Genomic DNA, 17,319 nt, shown 5'->3' on the forward strand with positions numbered 1-17,319 from the left:
AGATCGGTATGCCATGGAGCAAGACCGGAAGAGTAAGCGTCACAAATAATTCCAATTCAGTTATCGGGGTCGGGACATCCTTTATCGTTAATGGACGTGTAGGGGATGCGTTCAGAGGCCCTGATGGCAGTTGGTATGAAGTCACCAACATTGCCAGCGATACGGCCATGTCGATTTCGCCGAACTATCAGGGCGTGACTGACGGAGCAGGCGGGTATGCATTGGCGCCGCTGCAAGGCTACGTAAAAGAGTCAGCTGATACGTTGCGGGCTTTGGTCAACACCTACGGTACCAAGCTTGCGGCATTGGGGGCCACCGCTAACTTCGACGTGCTGCCTGTCTCGAAAGGCGGGACTGGCGGCGTGTCTCCGGCCGCAGCTCGCGCTGCTCTGGAGCTGGGCAGTGCCGCTTCAGCCACCCTTCAAACCACTTACAGCGACGCCACGGCAGGCCGCGTGATGCAGGTCGGAGCATTTGGGATCGGCGGTGACGCCCCGGTCTACAACGGCAACATCGACGACACCGCGGCTGTTCCGGCGGGACGCTGTTTTGTCATTAACACCGCAACCGGGGTGAAACCGACGGGATCCCCTTACGGTTTGATGGACACCATCAAGTACGCTGGTCAGCCGGTTCATCAGGCCTGGCACGAAGTCAACGGCACCGCAGGCGGTGGCACTTTACGCACTTGGGAGCGAGATCAATACGGCACGGGGGTTTTCGGCCCCTGGCGCATGGTTTATCGGCAGAACAACATCCTCGGCGTCGTTTCAGGGGCAGGAGCCCCCACGGGAGCGATCATCGAGAGGGGTGCCAACGGCAACGGTGAATACACCAAGTTTGCAGATGGCACCCTTGTTTGCTGGAGAGTTATCCCCACCAACTCAACCGGCACGTACGCCGTGGGCGCTCTGTTCGGTAGTGATGCCTATGCTCCCGGCCCGTTTCCCTCGGCTTATGCATCGGTGCCTACAGTCACGTCGGGGGCCACAGGGGCTGTACACGCGGACTGCATTTTCGCCAGTGCCTGGATTCCCCCAGCGCTTAACAATTGGGGAGGGTGGCGTGCTATGGCAACCACGAACGTAGCCGCGGCTGCCCAAATTAACCTGATCGCCATCGGGAGGTGGTACTGATGAATATTGTTTTGTCTCCACAGCGTAGAGAGGATTCTCTGGCGCTTTACAAATCGGGTGACGTGCTCACCATCAACGGTGAAGCGTTCGATTTCTCGCTGCTCTGCGACGGCGATACGTTGCCACAAGGCGCGATCAAATCTGAATGGTTCGTGGGTGACGTTACTCGCGAGCAGGGGCAACTGACGCTTCATCTGTTGTTGCCGATTCCCGCCCATTACAGCCAGGCGCAAGCATTTCCCGAGGACCTGATCGATATTCCCGAAGGTGACGTGGCATTGCCACAGCCTTTGCCGCAAGCGGAGGTTGAAGTATGAACATCGACTGGTCGCAATTGATCACCAAAGCCATGAAAGAGACAGCGGCTGCCGCAGCACGATTGACCGAAGCTCAAGCACTGCTCAAGAGCAAAAACGAGGTGGCTGCAGCGCAGGTCGCTCGCATTCAGGATCGGATCGACACCCTCGGTTACGGCATCGATCTGGGGGAGGCGACGTCTGAGGATGAGGCGGAACAGCAAGCACTGCTTGGCAACCTGAAACAGTGGAAAGCCTACAAGTTCAGCTTGGGCAAAGTGGGCACACAAGCGGCATGGCCCGTTGCGCCAGAGTGGCCTGTTCAGCCAGATGTTCCGGTGATTGTGGTTGACGCGGTCCTGGCGGGCTGACTGGCTTTCTGACAGCTACCTGATCGAGATCGTCATGAACATCCCATACCGCCAAGTGCGGTTTTTTTTCGCTTAAAAAAAGGACTGCACCATGCCATGGCTTAGAACAGGTTCGGTCAACGTCAGCAACAACTCGCCTGCTGTCATCGGTGTCGACGTTGATTTCGTCACCAACGTCCGGGTGGGCGATGCCTTCGTCGGACCTGATGGACGACAATATGAAGTCAGCAATATCGCCAGTCCGGTCTTGTTGTCGATCACCCCGGCTTACCAAGGCGCAACGGCAAACGACGCGTCCTATTCGATCATGCCGGTGCAGGGGTATCCCAAAGCACTGGCTGATGCATTCAACAACCTTAACGTTCAGTACGGCCCGAAGCTGGCAGCACTAGGTGACGCGAGTGGTTTCGATGTCCTGCCGGTGCGAAATGGCGGCACCGGAGGAACGGATCTTGTTTCTGCTCGCCAGGGCCTTGGCCTGGGTGCAGTCGCAACCGACACCATTGTGCCCATCGTACGTGGCGGCACCGGTGCGACGGATGCCGCCTCGGCGCGCCAGGCGCTTGGACTCGGTGCTGTGGCAACGGACGCTGTTGTACCGGTGGCACGAGGTGGCACGGGTGGCAACTCCCCGGCAACCGCTCGGTCGGGTCTCGGACTGGGCAGTGCCGCCGTTGCCGCGTTGGTCGGAGCGGTCAGCCAGGACAAAGGCGTTCCAACCGGAGCCGTCATTGAGCGCGGCGCCAATGCCAACGGTGAATACGTCAAGTTTGCCGACGGCACGTTGATTTGCACCCTCTGCAACACGGGCGGCGTAGTGTTTAACAACCCGTCCAACATGGGCTTCAACTGGTCTTATCCGATGCCCTTCGTGACGCTGGGATTTGTCATTGGGAATCTGGTTGGAGTATTGGGTGTGACAAGGGCGGTGACCAGCGTCAGCGCCTACAGCAGAGGGCTCGGTTTTGCCAGCATCTGCGCTTTCAGCCTTGGTCAGTTCGTACAAGGTGACGAGCTAATAGTCTCGTTTGACTGCTTCGCCATCGGCCGGTGGTTCTAAGCAAAACCCAGACTGAAAACTGCGGGCTGGGGTTCCTCGTTAAATCGGGTTGAGTACAGGCGCTGACCTGCGACCGCCCCCACTCGGTACTTCCTCATGAAAATGACCCCTCTGGTCACGCAATTGCGTGCTCAGTGCCCGACGCTGGGCAATCGGATCGCAGTAGGCATTGATGTTACGGCATTGCAAGCCGATGCCTCGCTGCAAACCCCGTGCGCCAGCATCACACCCCTGGCCGATCTGGCCAGCAACAGCACCACCCAAAACCTCACCACCCAACCGATCCGCGACCGCTTCGAAATCGTCCTGGCGCTTGACGCCACCGACGCTACAAAAGCGCTGGATCTGTTGCACGACCTGCGCGCCGAACTGTGGCGCGCGCTGGTGGGGTTCAAGCCCGATTCCGACTACAGCGCCATCGTCTACGACGGCGGCGAACTGGTCTCGATCAACAGCAGCCGCGCCTTTTACCGGCTGCGCTTTTTTGCCGAGTTCCAGCTCGGTCGCAATCTGCCGAGTCAGCCTGCGGAGAGTTGGCACGAACGCGAACTGGACGGTTTGTCGTCCTTTACCGGGGCCACCGTACGGGTCGATGCGATCGACCCGGCCGACCCCAACCTGAAACGCCCGGGCCCCGATGGGCGCGTGGAAATGACTTTCTCTGGAGACGTAACCCCATGAGCAATCGCATCACCGTACTGCCGGCCGCCGGCCGCGTCGTACCTGACCCGGAGGCCGGCGATCTGCTGCCGCTGGAAGGCCGTGAAGTGCTGGACAGCGCCTGGTGGCGCCGACGTCTGGCCGACGGCGATATCACCCTCAAAACCGCACCAGCCAAACAAAAGGGAGCCAAATAATGGCGATCGGATTCAGCAACATCCCCGCGGACATTCGTGTACCGCTGTTCTATGCCGAAATGGACAACTCGGCCGCCAATAGCGCGAGTTCGACCATGCGTCGTTTGATCGTTGCGCAAGTCAACGACAACATCGCGCCGACCGAAGTCGGCAAGCTGGTGTTGGTCTCCAGCGTTGCGCTGGCCAAGAGCATCGGTGGTCAGGGCTCGATGCTCGCCTCGATGTACGAGACCTTCCGCAAGGCTGACCCGATCGGCGAAATCTGGTGCCTGCCGCTGCATAACGCTGAAGGCGCGATCGCCAAAGGCGTGCTGACCCTGACCGGCACCGCGACCCAGGCTGGTGTGCTCAATCTGTATGTCGGCGGCGTGCGTGTGCAAGCCACTGTGGTCAACGGTGCCACCGCTGCACAGGCGGCCACCGCCCTGGCGCAGAAAATCAACGCCACCGCCGACCTGCCGGTGAGCGCTGCTGCTGCCGAAGGTGTGGTCACCCTGAGCGCCAAATGGACTGGCGACAGCGGTAACGACATCAGCCTGCAATTCAATCGCCTGGGCAAGAGCAACGGCGAAGACACCCCGGCAGGCCTGACCACTGCGATCACTGCCATGACTGGCGGCGCCGGTGTGCCGGATCAAGTGGAAGCCATCGCCGCACTGGGTGACGAGCCGTTCGAATTCATCGCACTGCCATGGTCCGATCTGTCGACCCTCAACACCTGGCAAGCGGTCATGGATGACAGCACCGGTCGCTGGTCGTGGGCCAAGCAATTGTTCGGTCATGTCTACAGCGCCAAGCGCGGCACTGTCGGCACACTGGTTGCCGCCGGCCAGGCGCGTAACGATCAGCACATGACCATTCAGGCGCTGGAGCCGGGCGTTCCGCAGCCGTTCTGGGTACAAGCCGCTGCACTGGCTGCGCGCACCGCGGTGTTCATCTCTGCCGACGCCAGCCGTCCGACGCAAAGCGGCAGCCTGCCGGGTGTGGACCCGGCACCGGCGAGTGAACGCTTCACCCTGACCGAGCGTCAGTCGCTGCTCAACTACGGCATCGCCACCGCGTACTACGAAGGCGGCTACGTGCGCATCCAGCGCTCGATCACCACCTACCAGAAGAACGCTTACGGTCAGGCCGATAACTCCTACCTGGACAGCGAAACCATGCACCAGTCGGCGTTCATCGTGCGCCGTCTGCAAAGCGTGATCACCAGCAAATACGGCCGGCACAAACTGGCTTCCGACGGCACCCGTTTCGGCGCCGGCCAACCGATCGTGACGCCAGCGACCATTCGCGGTGAACTGATCGCGCAGTACGCCAAGCTCGAACTGGAAGGTCACGTCGAGAACGCCGAGCTGTTCGCCGAGCACCTGATCGTCGAGCGCGACGTGCAGGACCCGAGCCGCGTGAACGTGCTGTTCCCGCCGGATTACATCAATGGTCTGCGCGTGTTCGCGCTGCTCAACCAATTCCGTCTGCAGTACGACGACGCGGCTTGATTCGCGCGTTTGACGGCAAGTTTTCAGCCCACCTCGCGTGGGCTTTTTTATGCAAGGGAGTAACACCATGGGTCAACTGATTGCAGGCACCTGCTACGTCAAAGTCGACGGCGCACAACTGACCATCAATGGCGGCTGCGAAGCCCCGCTGATGGCGGTCAAACGCGAAACCGTCGTACCGGGTTTCTACAAGGAAACCGACATCGCGCCGTCGTTCAAAGTGACCGCGCTGCACACCGCCGACTTCCCGCTGAAGAAGCTGATCGAAGGCACCGACATCACCGTCACCTGCGAATTCAGCAACGGCAAAGTCTACGTGCTGGCCGGCGCTTATCTGGTTGAAGAGCCAGTTTCCAAGGGCGATGACGCGACCATCGAACTGAAATTCGAAGGCATCAAGGGGACCTGGCAATGAGCGGCGCCGTGAAGCTTCAGGTTGCGATCGAAGCTCACGGCGAGCCCCTGACCGAACTCGTCCTGCGCCGTCCGACGGTGCAGGAAGTGCGAGCGATCAAGGCGCTGCCGTACAAGATCGACAAGAGCGAAGAAGTCAGCCTCGACATGGACGTGGCGGCCAAATACATCGCCGTGTGCGCCGGCATTCCGCCGTCGTCGGTCAACCAGCTGGATCTGGCTGACCTCAATGCGCTGAGCTGGGCCGTTGCGAGTTTTTTCATGAGTGCGGCGTCGGCGCCATCACCGACCTGATCGCCGTCGCCTATGACCTGGCCTGGTTCTGGAAGGTTGACCCCGAACAGATGATGGCCAGGCCACTGGATGTGCTCCGCGAATCGCTGGAGCACGCGCAACGGATCAATGCGATGCAGCAGGTGCAATGATGGCGAATACGAATTTGAGCCTGATTCCGCAGACCTTTCCTGTCACGGTCAACATGCTCGTGGTGCTCAAGGGCGCCGAGAAGATGGAAGCCGAAATGAAAGGGCTGCGCGGCAAGGTCGCAGCATTCAAGAAAAGCATGGAAGACAGCGGCCTCGAGCCGCTGGACGTCGCCGGGTTCATCTCCGAAGGTGGCTTGCTCAAGCCGTTTCAGGACGGCATCAAGAAAGCCATCGAGGCGCAGGATGCGCTGGCGAAAAAGGTCGCGGCGAACAAGGGCCTGAAACTGCCGAAAGTGGTGCAGGGGGAAACCTCGGCCAACCTGGCAAAGTTCAACGAAGCGCTGGACAAGATCTCGTTGAACATTGGCAATGCGTTGTTGCCGGCGGTGAACGGTATCGTTACCGCAATCACGCCGGTGATCACCTCGATTGGCCAGTTTGTGGCGAACAATCCTTCTCTTGTCGAAGGGCTGGCGGCGGCAGCCGTCGCGTTCACGGTAGTCACCGTGGGTGCGATGGGGCTGGTCGGTGTATTGGGCATTCTGACGTCACCGATCGGTTTGATTGCCGCCGCGATTGCGGCCGCGGTGGCGATCATCGTGATCGGCGCGCGCTTGATCAGCAACAACTGGGGGGCGATCTCGGGCTTCTTCAGCCGGACCTGGCAATCGATCAGCGATGCGACCCGTCGAGGCATCGACGACGTGCGCAAAGGCTGGGATGAGATGGTCGCGGATGGCAGGCAACAGTTCGAGTCGATGCGTGCCACAGCTTCGCTGAAGTGGCAGGAGATGCGCGCTGACGCTATCGCGGGTGCCAGCCGTCTGGCGGCGGGCGCGTCCGAACGTCTGCACGCATTCGGCGCGTCCATCGAGCAGACCTGGGATTCGGCTCGCAGCTCCGTCGGCGCTTACTGGGACAGTGCAGCTGCCAGCACTGCGGCTGGATTGCAAAGCCTCAAGGCCCGGTTGTACACCTCGCCACTGGAGAAGATGAGCGCACTCTGGGACTCGGCCGATGAGTCCGTCACCGGTTACTGGAATCGTAGCTATGCAGCGACACAGTCCGGTTGGGAATCGGTCAAGTCGACGTTTGACGGCACGCTGACAGCAAAAATGTCAGGCGCATGGGATACCGCACAAAGCGCGGTCTTCACGGCCATCGACGATATGAGCAACAGGGTTGCAACCGGTTGGTCGAACATCACATCGCTGTTCGACGGCACGCTGGCAACCAACATGTCGACGGTCTGGGGTTCTGCGCAAAGCACGGTTTTCGATGCGGTTGGCAGCATGCACAGCATTGCGGCGAGTGGTTGGGAGCAACTCAAATCGACGTTCGCCTGGTCTCCGACCGCGATGGTCGAAAGCGCCTGGCAACCCTTGGCACCGGTTTTTTCAGCGCTGTGGGACGTTCTTCGCGCGGGTGCCCAGCCATTGAAGAGCGAGTTTCAGAACTTGTTCGGCAACGCTCCCGTGGAAGCGGTCATGGCGAAATGGAATGGCGTCACGGAATATTTTTCCGGTTTGTGGGCAACGCTGAACACCGACGCACAATCGGTGAAAGCAACCTTGGGTGATCTGTTCAGTCAGTCGCCGCTGGAATCCATCCAGGAGAAGTGGCAGCCCGTTCTCGTCTGGTTCGGTGATATGTCGACAAGACTCCAAGGTATTTTCGCACAGGTCAAAGAACTGCTCGGCGGCAATGTCTCCGGGTTCTTCGCCACGATCACCGGCACCAGCGCTGCGGTGCCTGCCGGGGCGCCAGGAATGAACAGCACACTGCCACAAACCTCTGGCGCGCTGATTCAACAAAGTGCAATCAACAACCGCACGCAGCTCGAAGGCGGCCTGACCGTACGCTTCGAAAATGCGCCGGCCGGGTTGCGCACCGATCAACCACAAAGCAATCAACCGGGCCTGGCGCTGTCTTCGCGCATCGGCTATCGCTCGTTGTCGATGGGAGGTTCCAATGAACTGGCGTGACCGTTTGTTGCCGGCATCCTTTCGCGGTGTCGGCTTCTGGATCGACCAGGCGAAAACCCCGGTCGGTCGCAAAGGCCAGTTGCACGAGTATCCGCAACGTGACCTGCCGTATTTCGAGGATCTCGGCCAGCAGGCGAGGATTCACGATGTCACGGCCTTCATCATCGGCGCCGATTGCCTGGAACAGCGCGACAAGCTGCTCAAGGCATTGGAGGCGGGCAGTGGTGAACTGGTGCATCCGTGGCTCGGGCGCCTGCAAGTCAAGGTCGGCGAATGCGACATGACCCACACCCGCCAGGACGGCGGGTTGGTGACCTTTACGCTGAAGTTCTATCCAGACCAACCGTTGCCGTTTCCGACCGCTACCGTCAGCACACAGAAAGTGTTGCTGGCCAAGGCCGACACGCTGTTGGGGTCTGCGGTGGCGCGTTTCGAACAGGCGATGACCTTGATCAAGGCTGCGCGTATCGGCATTGCCAATCTGCGTAACAGCCTGACCGGAGTCTATGAGGTGATCAAAGAACAACTCAAGCCGCTGATCGAGCAGTACCGGCAGATCACCGAACTGGTCAAGGCAGTGAAGGAGTTGCCCAAGGAGGTGGCGGCTGAGTTCAAAGGTTTGCTCGGCGATATCAAGGAGCTCAAGGAATTCGCGAAGGAGGGCTACCGTGGGGTGATTGCCGACGTGTCCCAACAACTCGAAGCGATTCGCAAGACGGATGCGCCGAAGATCACCACCGGTAAGGACACCAACGCCGCGGCACAAGCCATGGCCGATCTGGTCCAGGACACGCTGATCGTGAAAGCGGCGCAGTGGATCGCATCCATGCCGGTGGCCACCAAACCGGTGAAATTGCCGTCGACACCTTCCGTCGATCAGCAGGCGAACCAGGCGATCAATCGTCCGGACGTGCCCGCCATCGATGATGTGCAGGCGATTCAGAAGACGCTGATCGAGACCCTGAATCTGGTGAAGACCAAGGCCGGCCCTGCGCACCACCAACTGATCAGTGATCTGCAGGATGCGGCGGTCGCGCACCTCAAGTCGGTCGCATCGTCCGGTGTGCGCCTGGTGACTAAAACCATCCAGGAAAGCGCTCCGGCGGTGGTAGTGGCCTACAAGTATCTGGGCGATGCCACACGGGTCACTGAAATCACTCAGCGCAACGGGATGAACCATCCAGGTTTCTCGCCCAACGATGTGAAAGTCTCCGGGGAGTGAACCATGAGCGAAATGGACAATCGCGTCACGCTGACGGTCAACAACATGGAATACGGCGGCTGGAAAAGCGTGGAAATCACCGCTGATCTGGAGCGCCAGTTTCGCACCTTCAAACTCGACATCACCTGGCAATGGCCGGGGCAGACTGTCGCCAAACCGATCAAGCCCGGTGACCCGTGCGAAGTGCGAATCGGCAAGGATCTGCTGCTCACCGGTTACGTGTTCAAAGCCCCGATCAGGTATGACGGGCGGCAGATCAGCCTGACTATCGAGGGCAGTTCCAAGACTCAGGATCTGGTCGATTGCGCCGCCAGAAACCAGCCGAACCAGTGGCAGGAGCAACCCCTGTTGAGCATCGTTCAGGCGCTGGCGATGGAGTACGGGCTGATGGTGGTCAATGAAATCCCCGAGACTGCAAGGCTGACCAAGCACACGATCGTGCCGGGTGAAACGGTGTTCCAGTCGATCGACCGGTTGCTCTCGTTGCTGCGGGTGTTTTCCACCGATGACGAACAGGGCCGGCTGGTGCTGGCCAAACCCGGCAGCGGTGGTCGGGCCAGCGATGCGCTGGAACTGGGCAAGAATATTTTGTCCGCCAGCGCGTCGATGGATTACAGCCAGGTGTTCTCCGAATACCGGGTGATCGGCCAGCAAAAAGGTTCGGATACCAAAAGCGGCGCGGCGGCCAGCGAAGTCGAATCCACAGCGGCGGACCTGACCTTCAAGCGTCGGCGCACCACGGTGATCAACGAGGGCACGCAACTGACCTTTGAGTTGGCGCAGCAGCGAGCCCAATGGGAAAGCGCGACCCGCATGGGCCGAGCGCAGACCACCACTTATCAGGTGCAGGGCTGGCGTCAGTCCAACGGCGATTTGTGGCGCCACAACACGCTGGTGCGGGTCAAGGATCCGGTGCTGGAGTTTGACGGCGACATGCTGATTTCCAAAGTCACTTATTCGCTGTCGGCACAAGGCTCGGTGACCACACTGCAAGTGGCGCCGCCGCATACCTTCGATCCTGATCCAACACCCCCGAAAAAAACCTGAGCCTGACTCCGGACCCTGTGGGAGCGAGCCTGCTCGCGAAAGCGCTGGCAGCTTCAACATCACATTGCCTGACCCAGCGCATTCGCGAGCAGGCTCGCTCCCACAGTGGATCGCGTGATGCCTACCTCTTGAGGACAATTCATGAGCCTACTGACACGCCTGCTGGCGCGCGGCACTGTCGTGCTCGCCAATTCGGCATCCAAGCTGCAATCGCTGCAAATGCGCCTCACCGCCGGTGAAGTGAACGATGATCTCGAACACTTCGAACCCTACGGTTTTACCAGCCATCCGTTGGCCGGCGCCGAAGGTGTCGTCACCTTCATCGGCGGCGACCGTTCCCACGCCATCGCTCTGGTCATCGCCGACCGCCGCTATCGCCTGCAATCGCTGGCGTCGGGCGAAGTGGCGATCTACACCGACGAGGGCGACAGGATTCACTTCAAGCGCGGGCGGATCATCGATATCGAAACCGCCACGCTGAACATCCGCGCCAGCAGCGCGGTGAACTTCGATACGCCAGTGATCAACCAGACCGGCAAGATCGTGTCCACCGGTGATCAGTTGGCCGGCGGCATCAGCCAGATCAAACACGTGCACGTCGGTGTGCAGGCCGGCAGCGGCCAGACCGGCGCGCCGGCAGGAGGCAAGTGATGCTGAGCCCGAACCTCCACGCTGCACTGACCCGCTCTGTACTGATCAGCCTGTTCACCTGGCGCCGCGCCGCCGATGACGACGCCCTCGACGACGACGAACGTTTCGGCTGGTGGGGCGACACCTTTCCCACCGTCGCCGACGATCGCATCGGTTCGCGGCTGTGGCTGTTGCGCCGGGTCAAGCTGACTCGACAAACGCAGATGGACGCCGAGTTCTACGCCCGCGAAGCCTTGCAGTGGCTGATCGACGACGGCCACTGCAGCGCCATCGACATCATCAGCGAACGCCTCGATGCCCAGCGCCTGAACCTGCGCACGGTCCTGACCCTGGCCGACGGCGAACGTCTGGACATCAACCCCGATAACAGTTGGCAGGTGATCTATGCCGTTTGAAACCCCTTCGCTGCCGGTGCTGATCAAGCGCACCCAAAGCGACCTGGCCGGCGATTCGCTGCGCCAGTCCGATGCGCAAGTGCTGGCCCGTACCCTCGGTGGTGCGGCTTATGGTCTGTACGGTTATCTCGACTGGATTGCCGAGCAGATTCTGCCGGACAAGGCCGATGAGTCGACCCTGGAACGCATTGCCGCTCTGCGTCTGAACCAACCGCGCAAACCGGCGCAAGTGGCCACCGGCAGCGTCAGTTTTACCGCCACTGCCGGCGCGGTGCTCGACGCCGATACGCTGCTGCAAACCAATGACGGCCGCACCTACAAAGTCACCGCCGCGCGCACCACCGTCAATGGCAGCAACACCACCACGATCGCCGCGCTGGATGCCGGCAGTCTGGGCAATGCCGACGCCGGGCTGGCGCTGACACCGGTGCAGCCGATTGCCGGTGTGATCGGCAACAGTTTTGTGGTGCTGGCGCCGGGACTCAGCGGCGGTGTGGCGCGGGAAAGTCTGGAGTCGCTGCGTTCGCGGGTGATCCGTTCCTACCGCGTGATTCCCCATGGTGGCTCGGCCAGTGACTACGAAACCTGGGCGCTGGAAGTGCCCGGCGTAACGCGCGCCTGGTGCCGTGGTGGCTTCCTCGGCCCAGGCACCGTCGGCGTGTACATCATGCGTGACGACGATCCGCAACCGGTGCCGAACGACGAGCAACTGGCCGAGGTGCAGGCCTATATCGAACCGTTGCGTCCGGTGACGGCTGAAGTGCATGTGCGTCCGCCGATTCAGGTGCCCGTGACCTATCGCCTGAAGTTGACCCCCGACACCAGCGCCGTACGCGCGGCGGTCGAAACCCAATTGCGCGACTTGCACAACCGTGAGGCTGACCTCGGCGAGGATCTGCTGATCAGCCATATTCGCGAAGCGATCAGCAGCGCAGCGGGTGAAACCGACCACGTACTGACGGCCCCCGTCGCCAACGTTTCGGCCAACGACAGCGAACTGCTGACCTTCGGAGGTTGCGTATGGGGGGCATAAGAACCGCCGCGCAATATCAGGCGCAACTGCGCGCCTTGCTACCCAGTGGCCCGGCATGGGATCCGGAGCGCGTGCCGGAGCTGGAAGAAGTGCTGCAAGGCGTCGCCGTCGAACTGGCACGCCTCGATGCGCGTGCTGCCGACCTGCTCAACGAAATGGACCCGGCCGGCGTCAGCGAACTGGTGCCGGATTGGGAGCGGGTGATGAACCTGCCCGACCCGTGCCTGGGCGCGACGCCGCTGTTCGACGACCGCCGCCTCGCCGTACGCCGGCGCTTGCTCGCGGTCGGCAGCCAGGCCGTCGGCTACTACCTCGACATCGCCAAAAGCCAGGGCTACCCCAACGCCACCATCACCGAACTCGAAGCCCCGCGCATGGGCCGTTCGCGTTTCGGCTCGGCGCACTGGGGCACGTGGGAGGCGCAGTTCATGTGGACGCTTAACACCGGCGGGCGCCTGTTGCTCGGTCGGCGTTTCGGCGCGAGCTATTGGGGTGAACGTTTCGGCGTCAACCCGGGTTCGGCGCTGGAATGCCTGATCCACCGCAGTGCCCCGGCGCACACCAAGGTGCACATCAATTATGACTAGGGAGGAATGACGGGATGGATTATCCGAAAAGTGTGCCCAGTTCGGGGCTGGTGAATGGCAAGTTTGTTGATGAAAACCCATTGATGGGCACGCCGGGATCGCTGATTCCGGCGCGGTGGGGCAACAGCGTCACCGATGAAATCATCAACGCGATCACTGCTGCCGGGCTCGTCCCCGACGAGGGCGACAGTACGCAACTCAGAGCGGCGATTTCGGCAATTGTCGAAAAGAACAAAAGTGATTCTCTGGCAACCAAGGATGAAGCAGAGGCGGGCACAAGCAGCAGTCGCCTGATGACCCCGCAGCGGGTGTTTCAAGCGATCGAAAAGAAAGTGGTGCAAGCCACGGAAGCTGTTTTTGGCTGGGCGCGGATCGCGACTCAAGCCCAGGTCAACGCAGGGACTGATGACACCACCATCGTCACACCGAAAAAGCTCTGGTTTGGTGTTTCCTACAGCGTTGGCGCGAACGGCTATATCGCTTTTCCGAGCTGGCTGGGCGGCTTCATGATCCAGTGGGTCGTGATCACCATCGCTACAGATAAAACCTATGTTGCAAAACCCTGGCCGGTGGCTTTCAAGACCCAGTGCGCCGCTACCTGGGCAAGTTACTCGCACAGCGGCAACGCACCCTTTTTCGATATCGTCACTCCACCTTTGGTGACCTACTTTGATCCCAGCCAGGTTCAAGTCTTGAGCAATTCCGGTGGCTCCGGTTTTGTCACTGTCCTGGGGGTGGGGAACTGACATGAAACGTTTCTATAGCCGCACCACCGGCAACACCTATTTGTCGGGTTATCACACCAGCCTTCCGGACGATGCCGTTGAAATCGACGAGGCGCGCTATGAGTCGGTCATCGCAAACCCAGTAGCGGGTACCGAGCGATCTCATGACGATCACGGTCTGCCGATCCTGGTCGAGTTGACAGCTCTTTCTGATGAGCAAACTTCGGCCGAAGCCAAGGCGTGGCGCGATCAGGAATTCAACCGGGTTGCCTGGTTGCGCGATCGCCACCGTGACGAAGTGGAGCTGATGAAGGCCACCACGCTGTCCGACGCTGAATACCTGACGCTGCTGACGTACCTGCAGGCGCTGCGCAAGTGGCCGCAGGCGAAGAAATTTCCCGCCAAACGCTCTCGACCGAAAAAGCCTGCCTGGATGACTGCCGAGTGACTGGATGCTGCGTTGTCGGCATCGCCCATCAATGTTCCAGGTATAGGAAAACCAATTATGGATTATCCAAAAAGCGTCCCCAGCGTCGGTCTGGTCGATGGCCGCTTCGTCGATGAAAACCCGGTGGCGGGTACGCCGGGGTCGTTGATTCCGGCGGTGTGGGGCAACAGTGTGACTCAGGAAATTCTGAGTGTGATTACAGCGGGTGGGTTGGTGGCCTCAGAGGCGGACACCACTCAGTTGTTCAAGGCGATTCAGTCGATTGTCGGCAGCACGAGTCCGATGCGTTCGGTCATCACCCGATTGGCCGCGTCGAAAACCCTGACTGATGCCGAACTCGGCCTCGTCCTGATCGATGGCAGCACCGGCCCGGTGACCTTGCTGCTACCACCGGCCAACGTCGCACTCGGTGTGCGTGATGTGATTGTTCGGCGGGTGGACAACAGCGGCAACCGCATGGTCATCCAGGCATCGGGCACGGATCGCATCCGCTTTCATACGCATCTGGCGGCCAGCGGTTATCCATTTTTCGTGTTGATGGGCGGCGGAGACTGGTGGCATTTGCGCAGTGATGGGGCCGGGAGTTGGTGGCCGGTCGGACGCTTCGACAATACCCCGCTTGGCCGGCCGTTTTTCGAGACAACCATCATGCTCAGCCCCGGCGGATACGGTGCGCTTAATGGCACCGTCATGAAACGCGCGGAATGGCCGTGGCTGTGGGATCACGCCCAGCAATCAGGCATGTTGGGCGCTGAAGCCTTTCGGGCGAGCACTGAGGGCAAATGGACCACCGGTGACGGTGCAACGACGTTTCGCGGTCCTGATGGGCGAGGGGAATTCCTTCGGGTTCTGGATGAAGGTCGTGGTGTGGATACCGGACGCGGGATGGGTACTTTTCAGACTGGATCGACGCACTCGTATGCGATGGGGGCGAATGGTGGCGGCGCCGTCGGGTCGCGCTGGACGGACAGCCTGACGGCAGTGGGGGCGGATACTCGAGAGGAGCCTCAATACGTTTCGGGGTTGAGCAATGGCGGTCCGATTTATCCAGTGGGTACCAATTATCAAATGGACCCGTCAGCGACTCTGCTCTACGCCTTCAAATCCCGCCCGCGCAACATGGCCTATCCCGGTCGCATCAAACTCATCTGAGGCGCTTTATGTTCAATTATCTATTTGATGGTTCGGGCGCTCTTTCCGGGCCTGTCGAGTTCATTGCCACGCCAGGCATCGGCGTTCAGTTGCCCGGTAATGCCGTTGAGCTGGCCTACGAGTTGCCCGAGCCGGAAGCCGGTCGCAGCTGGGCGCTGATCAACGGTGTACCCCGTGAAGTGATTGACCGCCGCGGTGTGGTTTATCGCAAGGACGGCGGTGCCCAACAGATCTGGACCGAGCTGGGAGAGTTGCCAGACACCCTGACCGCACAGCCGTGGCCAGGGGAGTTCCATGTCTGGCGCGACAACGCCTGGGTACAGGATGAGCAGGCTCGCTTGGTGAGCGTAAGACAGCAATGCCTCGATCAGCGCGACGTACTGCTACGCGATGCCGTACTGCGCATCGCACCCCTGCAATACGCCGAAGACATTGGCGATGCCAGCCATGACGAACAACTGCTGCTGATCGAGTGGAAGCTCTACAGCGTCGAGCTGAACCGCATCGAAAAACAGGCCGGTTTCCCCGATGAAATTACCTGGCCGGTCGCACCCGGCGCAACCGTAGCCAACTGATTTCAGCACAGGAAGCAGTGCAATGGATTATCCAAAAACTATCCCCGGCGTGGGACTGGTCAACGGCGGCTTCGTCGATGAAAACCCGCTCGCCGGAACACCGGGATCATTGATTCCCGCGGCGTGGGGCAACAGCGTCACGCAAGAAATTCTCAACGCGATCAAGGCCGCCGGATTGACACCGGATGAAGCCAGAACCGATCAGCTGGCCAGCGCAATCGGTGCACTGGTCGACTTCAGCAAACTGAAAAATACCCCAACCACGTTGGCCGGTTATGGCATCACCGATGCGGTGGGGCGGTTGCTGGCAGTCAGGCAGTTCGAATCCGTCGGTATCACGCTTTACAAACCCCATCCCCGAGCGAAACGCATACGTGTGCGCTTGGTCGGCGCGGGTGGTTCCGGTGGTGGCTGTGAACCTGTCCCCGCCAATAATCACCGTATTGGTGGTGGCGGTGGTTCCGGCGCCTATGCGGAGAGTCTCTACGACGTGACCGCGCAAATGCTGGCTGGCGTGCCTGTGTCTTTGGGGGCGGGCGGCGCTGCAGTCAATACGACCGGGATGACCGGGGGCGGTGCTTCCTTCGGCACCTATATGAGCGCCGCTGGCGGTGCAGGCGGGCAAATCCTTTCATTCCCGGTGACAGCAACGACGGTCGGTTTCGTCATGGGCGGTGCTGGCGGTCAAATCGTCACGGGTGGTGGTCTTGCCAACGCTCGTGGCAGCCCTGGTGAGTTCGCGATGTACAACTTCAATTGGGGTGTCGTTTCCGGCGCCGGGGCTGCCAGCCCGTTTGACGGTGGTGGCACACGTGTAGGCGTCAATGGAAATGGCATCTCCGGCGGGCGAGGCTCCGGTGGCAGCGGATCCTGTTCGGTCAATGCGTCCGCTTCAGTCGTCAGCGGCGCCGGCGGCCACGCCTTCTGTGAAATCTGGGAGTACGAGTAATGGCCGTTTATGCACGGATCGAGAATGGCGTGGTCGTCGAGCGGATCGACACCGGTGACTACGCAATCAGCCAACTGTTTGCGCCGTCTTTTGTGGCGTCGATGGTGCGAGTTCCGGATGGTCAGGCGGTCGAAATCGGCGCGCCGATCAGTGAGTTGCCGACAGCTGCCGACCCACTGCCCGCGCAGCAAAGTCCGGTGATCCTCCTGGCGCCGGTTGCTGCAGATCAAACGCCTGCGGCAGCGGAACGTAGCTGGCGTCAGGCATCCCTTTCAGCGACCGAATGGCTGGTCACTCGCCATCGCGATGAGCAGGAACTGGGGCGTGGAACCTTGCTCAAGGCTGCGCAATACCTGGAACTGCTCGAGTACCGACAAGCGCTGCGCGACTGGCCTGATTCCAGCCATTTTCCGGGAGTGGTTTCCCGGCCGTCAGTGCCGCTTTGGCTGGCCAGCGCGATTGGCTAAGGCCTGCGCGCCCACTGTATTTCAATCA

The 17,319-nt window shown here is 60.7% G+C and carries 22 protein-coding genes; all 22 read left to right on the forward strand.

Going from position 1 to position 17,319, the window contains the following annotated elements:
* Window positions 1-8 precede the first annotated feature (8 nt).
* The 22 genes from CCX46_RS30805 to CCX46_RS06115 all read left to right on the forward strand — a co-directional run bounded on the left by CCX46_RS30805 (window position 9) and on the right by CCX46_RS06115 (window position 17,291).
* On the forward strand, window positions 9-1,136 hold the full coding sequence (locus tag CCX46_RS30805) for a phage tail protein (protein ID WP_238704381.1): 1,128 nt from the start codon (window positions 9-11) through the stop codon (window positions 1,134-1,136).
* Complete coding sequence (locus tag CCX46_RS06015; protein ID WP_127926045.1) at window positions 1,136-1,453, forward strand: hypothetical protein; 318 nt, start codon at window positions 1,136-1,138, stop codon at window positions 1,451-1,453. The genes CCX46_RS30805 and CCX46_RS06015 overlap by 1 nt, the downstream gene beginning before the upstream one ends.
* On the forward strand, window positions 1,450-1,803 hold the full coding sequence (locus CCX46_RS06020) for a phage tail protein (RefSeq protein WP_127926046.1): 354 nt from the start codon (window positions 1,450-1,452) through the stop codon (window positions 1,801-1,803). Before CCX46_RS06015 ends, CCX46_RS06020 begins: the two co-directional genes overlap by 4 nt.
* Before the next feature lie 91 nt (window positions 1,804-1,894).
* Window positions 1,895-2,863 (forward strand): hypothetical protein, encoded by a 969-nt coding sequence (locus CCX46_RS06025; protein ID WP_127926047.1) that lies wholly within the window; start codon window positions 1,895-1,897, stop codon window positions 2,861-2,863.
* A 96-nt stretch (window positions 2,864-2,959) separates the two neighbouring features.
* Window positions 2,960-3,544 carry a phage tail terminator protein gene (locus CCX46_RS06030; RefSeq protein ID WP_127926048.1) on the forward strand — a complete coding sequence of 195 codons (585 nt, stop codon included), beginning with the start codon at window positions 2,960-2,962 and terminating at the stop codon, window positions 3,542-3,544.
* A complete protein-coding gene (locus CCX46_RS06035) occupies window positions 3,541-3,720 on the forward strand; it encodes a DUF2635 domain-containing protein (protein WP_034154909.1) in 180 nt (59 codons plus the stop codon). Before CCX46_RS06030 ends, CCX46_RS06035 begins: the two co-directional genes overlap by 4 nt.
* Window positions 3,720-5,216, forward strand: a complete 1,497-nt coding sequence (locus tag CCX46_RS06040; protein ID WP_127926049.1) for a phage tail sheath subtilisin-like domain-containing protein — start codon at window positions 3,720-3,722, stop codon at window positions 5,214-5,216. Before CCX46_RS06035 ends, CCX46_RS06040 begins: the two co-directional genes overlap by 1 nt.
* A 67-nt stretch (window positions 5,217-5,283) precedes the next feature.
* Window positions 5,284-5,631: a phage tail tube protein gene (locus tag CCX46_RS06045; protein WP_007908779.1), complete on the forward strand. Its 348-nt coding sequence runs from the start codon at window positions 5,284-5,286 to the stop codon at window positions 5,629-5,631.
* Entirely contained in the window at window positions 5,628-5,924 is a 297-nt protein-coding gene (locus CCX46_RS06050) for a phage tail assembly protein (protein WP_007908778.1), read from the forward strand. Before CCX46_RS06045 ends, CCX46_RS06050 begins: the two co-directional genes overlap by 4 nt.
* Before the next feature lie 130 nt (window positions 5,925-6,054).
* The gene (locus CCX46_RS06055; protein ID WP_127926050.1) at window positions 6,055-8,040 is read left to right on the forward strand and encodes a hypothetical protein; all 1,986 of its coding nucleotides are present in this window, start codon (window positions 6,055-6,057) and stop codon (window positions 8,038-8,040) included.
* On the forward strand, window positions 8,027-9,262 hold the full coding sequence (locus tag CCX46_RS06060) for a DNA circularization protein (RefSeq protein ID WP_127926051.1): 1,236 nt from the start codon (window positions 8,027-8,029) through the stop codon (window positions 9,260-9,262). Before CCX46_RS06055 ends, CCX46_RS06060 begins: the two co-directional genes overlap by 14 nt.
* A gap of 3 nt (window positions 9,263-9,265) precedes the next feature.
* Window positions 9,266-10,309 carry a phage baseplate assembly protein gene (locus CCX46_RS06065; RefSeq protein ID WP_127926052.1) on the forward strand — a complete coding sequence of 348 codons (1,044 nt, stop codon included), beginning with the start codon at window positions 9,266-9,268 and terminating at the stop codon, window positions 10,307-10,309.
* A 141-nt stretch (window positions 10,310-10,450) separates the two neighbouring features.
* Window positions 10,451-10,960 (forward strand): phage baseplate assembly protein V, encoded by a 510-nt coding sequence (locus tag CCX46_RS06070; protein ID WP_127926053.1) that lies wholly within the window; start codon window positions 10,451-10,453, stop codon window positions 10,958-10,960.
* Window positions 10,957-11,355 (forward strand): phage GP46 family protein, encoded by a 399-nt coding sequence (locus CCX46_RS06075; RefSeq protein ID WP_127926054.1) that lies wholly within the window; start codon window positions 10,957-10,959, stop codon window positions 11,353-11,355. The genes CCX46_RS06070 and CCX46_RS06075 overlap by 4 nt, the downstream gene beginning before the upstream one ends.
* Window positions 11,345-12,388: a baseplate J/gp47 family protein gene (locus tag CCX46_RS06080; RefSeq protein ID WP_127926055.1), complete on the forward strand. Its 1,044-nt coding sequence runs from the start codon at window positions 11,345-11,347 to the stop codon at window positions 12,386-12,388. Before CCX46_RS06075 ends, CCX46_RS06080 begins: the two co-directional genes overlap by 11 nt.
* Window positions 12,376-12,975, forward strand: a complete 600-nt coding sequence (locus tag CCX46_RS06085) for a YmfQ family protein (protein WP_127926056.1) — start codon at window positions 12,376-12,378, stop codon at window positions 12,973-12,975. The genes CCX46_RS06080 and CCX46_RS06085 overlap by 13 nt, the downstream gene beginning before the upstream one ends.
* A 14-nt stretch (window positions 12,976-12,989) precedes the next feature.
* On the forward strand, window positions 12,990-13,721 hold the full coding sequence (locus CCX46_RS06090) for a hypothetical protein (RefSeq protein WP_127926057.1): 732 nt from the start codon (window positions 12,990-12,992) through the stop codon (window positions 13,719-13,721).
* A gap of 1 nt (window position 13,722) precedes the next feature.
* Window positions 13,723-14,148: a phage tail assembly chaperone gene (locus CCX46_RS06095; RefSeq protein WP_127926058.1), complete on the forward strand. Its 426-nt coding sequence runs from the start codon at window positions 13,723-13,725 to the stop codon at window positions 14,146-14,148.
* Window positions 14,149-14,205: 57 nt separating this feature from the next.
* On the forward strand, window positions 14,206-15,300 hold the full coding sequence (locus tag CCX46_RS06100; RefSeq protein ID WP_127926059.1) for a phage tail protein: 1,095 nt from the start codon (window positions 14,206-14,208) through the stop codon (window positions 15,298-15,300).
* An 8-nt stretch (window positions 15,301-15,308) separates the two neighbouring features.
* Window positions 15,309-15,875: a tail fiber assembly protein gene (locus tag CCX46_RS06105; protein WP_127926060.1), complete on the forward strand. Its 567-nt coding sequence runs from the start codon at window positions 15,309-15,311 to the stop codon at window positions 15,873-15,875.
* A gap of 22 nt (window positions 15,876-15,897) precedes the next feature.
* Complete coding sequence (locus CCX46_RS06110) at window positions 15,898-16,824, forward strand: glycine-rich domain-containing protein (protein ID WP_127926061.1); 927 nt, start codon at window positions 15,898-15,900, stop codon at window positions 16,822-16,824.
* Window positions 16,824-17,291, forward strand: a complete 468-nt coding sequence (locus CCX46_RS06115; protein WP_127926062.1) for a phage tail assembly chaperone — start codon at window positions 16,824-16,826, stop codon at window positions 17,289-17,291. The genes CCX46_RS06110 and CCX46_RS06115 overlap by 1 nt, the downstream gene beginning before the upstream one ends.
* Window positions 17,292-17,319 lie beyond the last annotated feature (28 nt).

The sequence above is a fragment of the Pseudomonas sp. RU47 genome (genome assembly GCF_004011755.1).
GTDB lineage: Bacteria > Pseudomonadota > Gammaproteobacteria > Pseudomonadales > Pseudomonadaceae > Aquipseudomonas.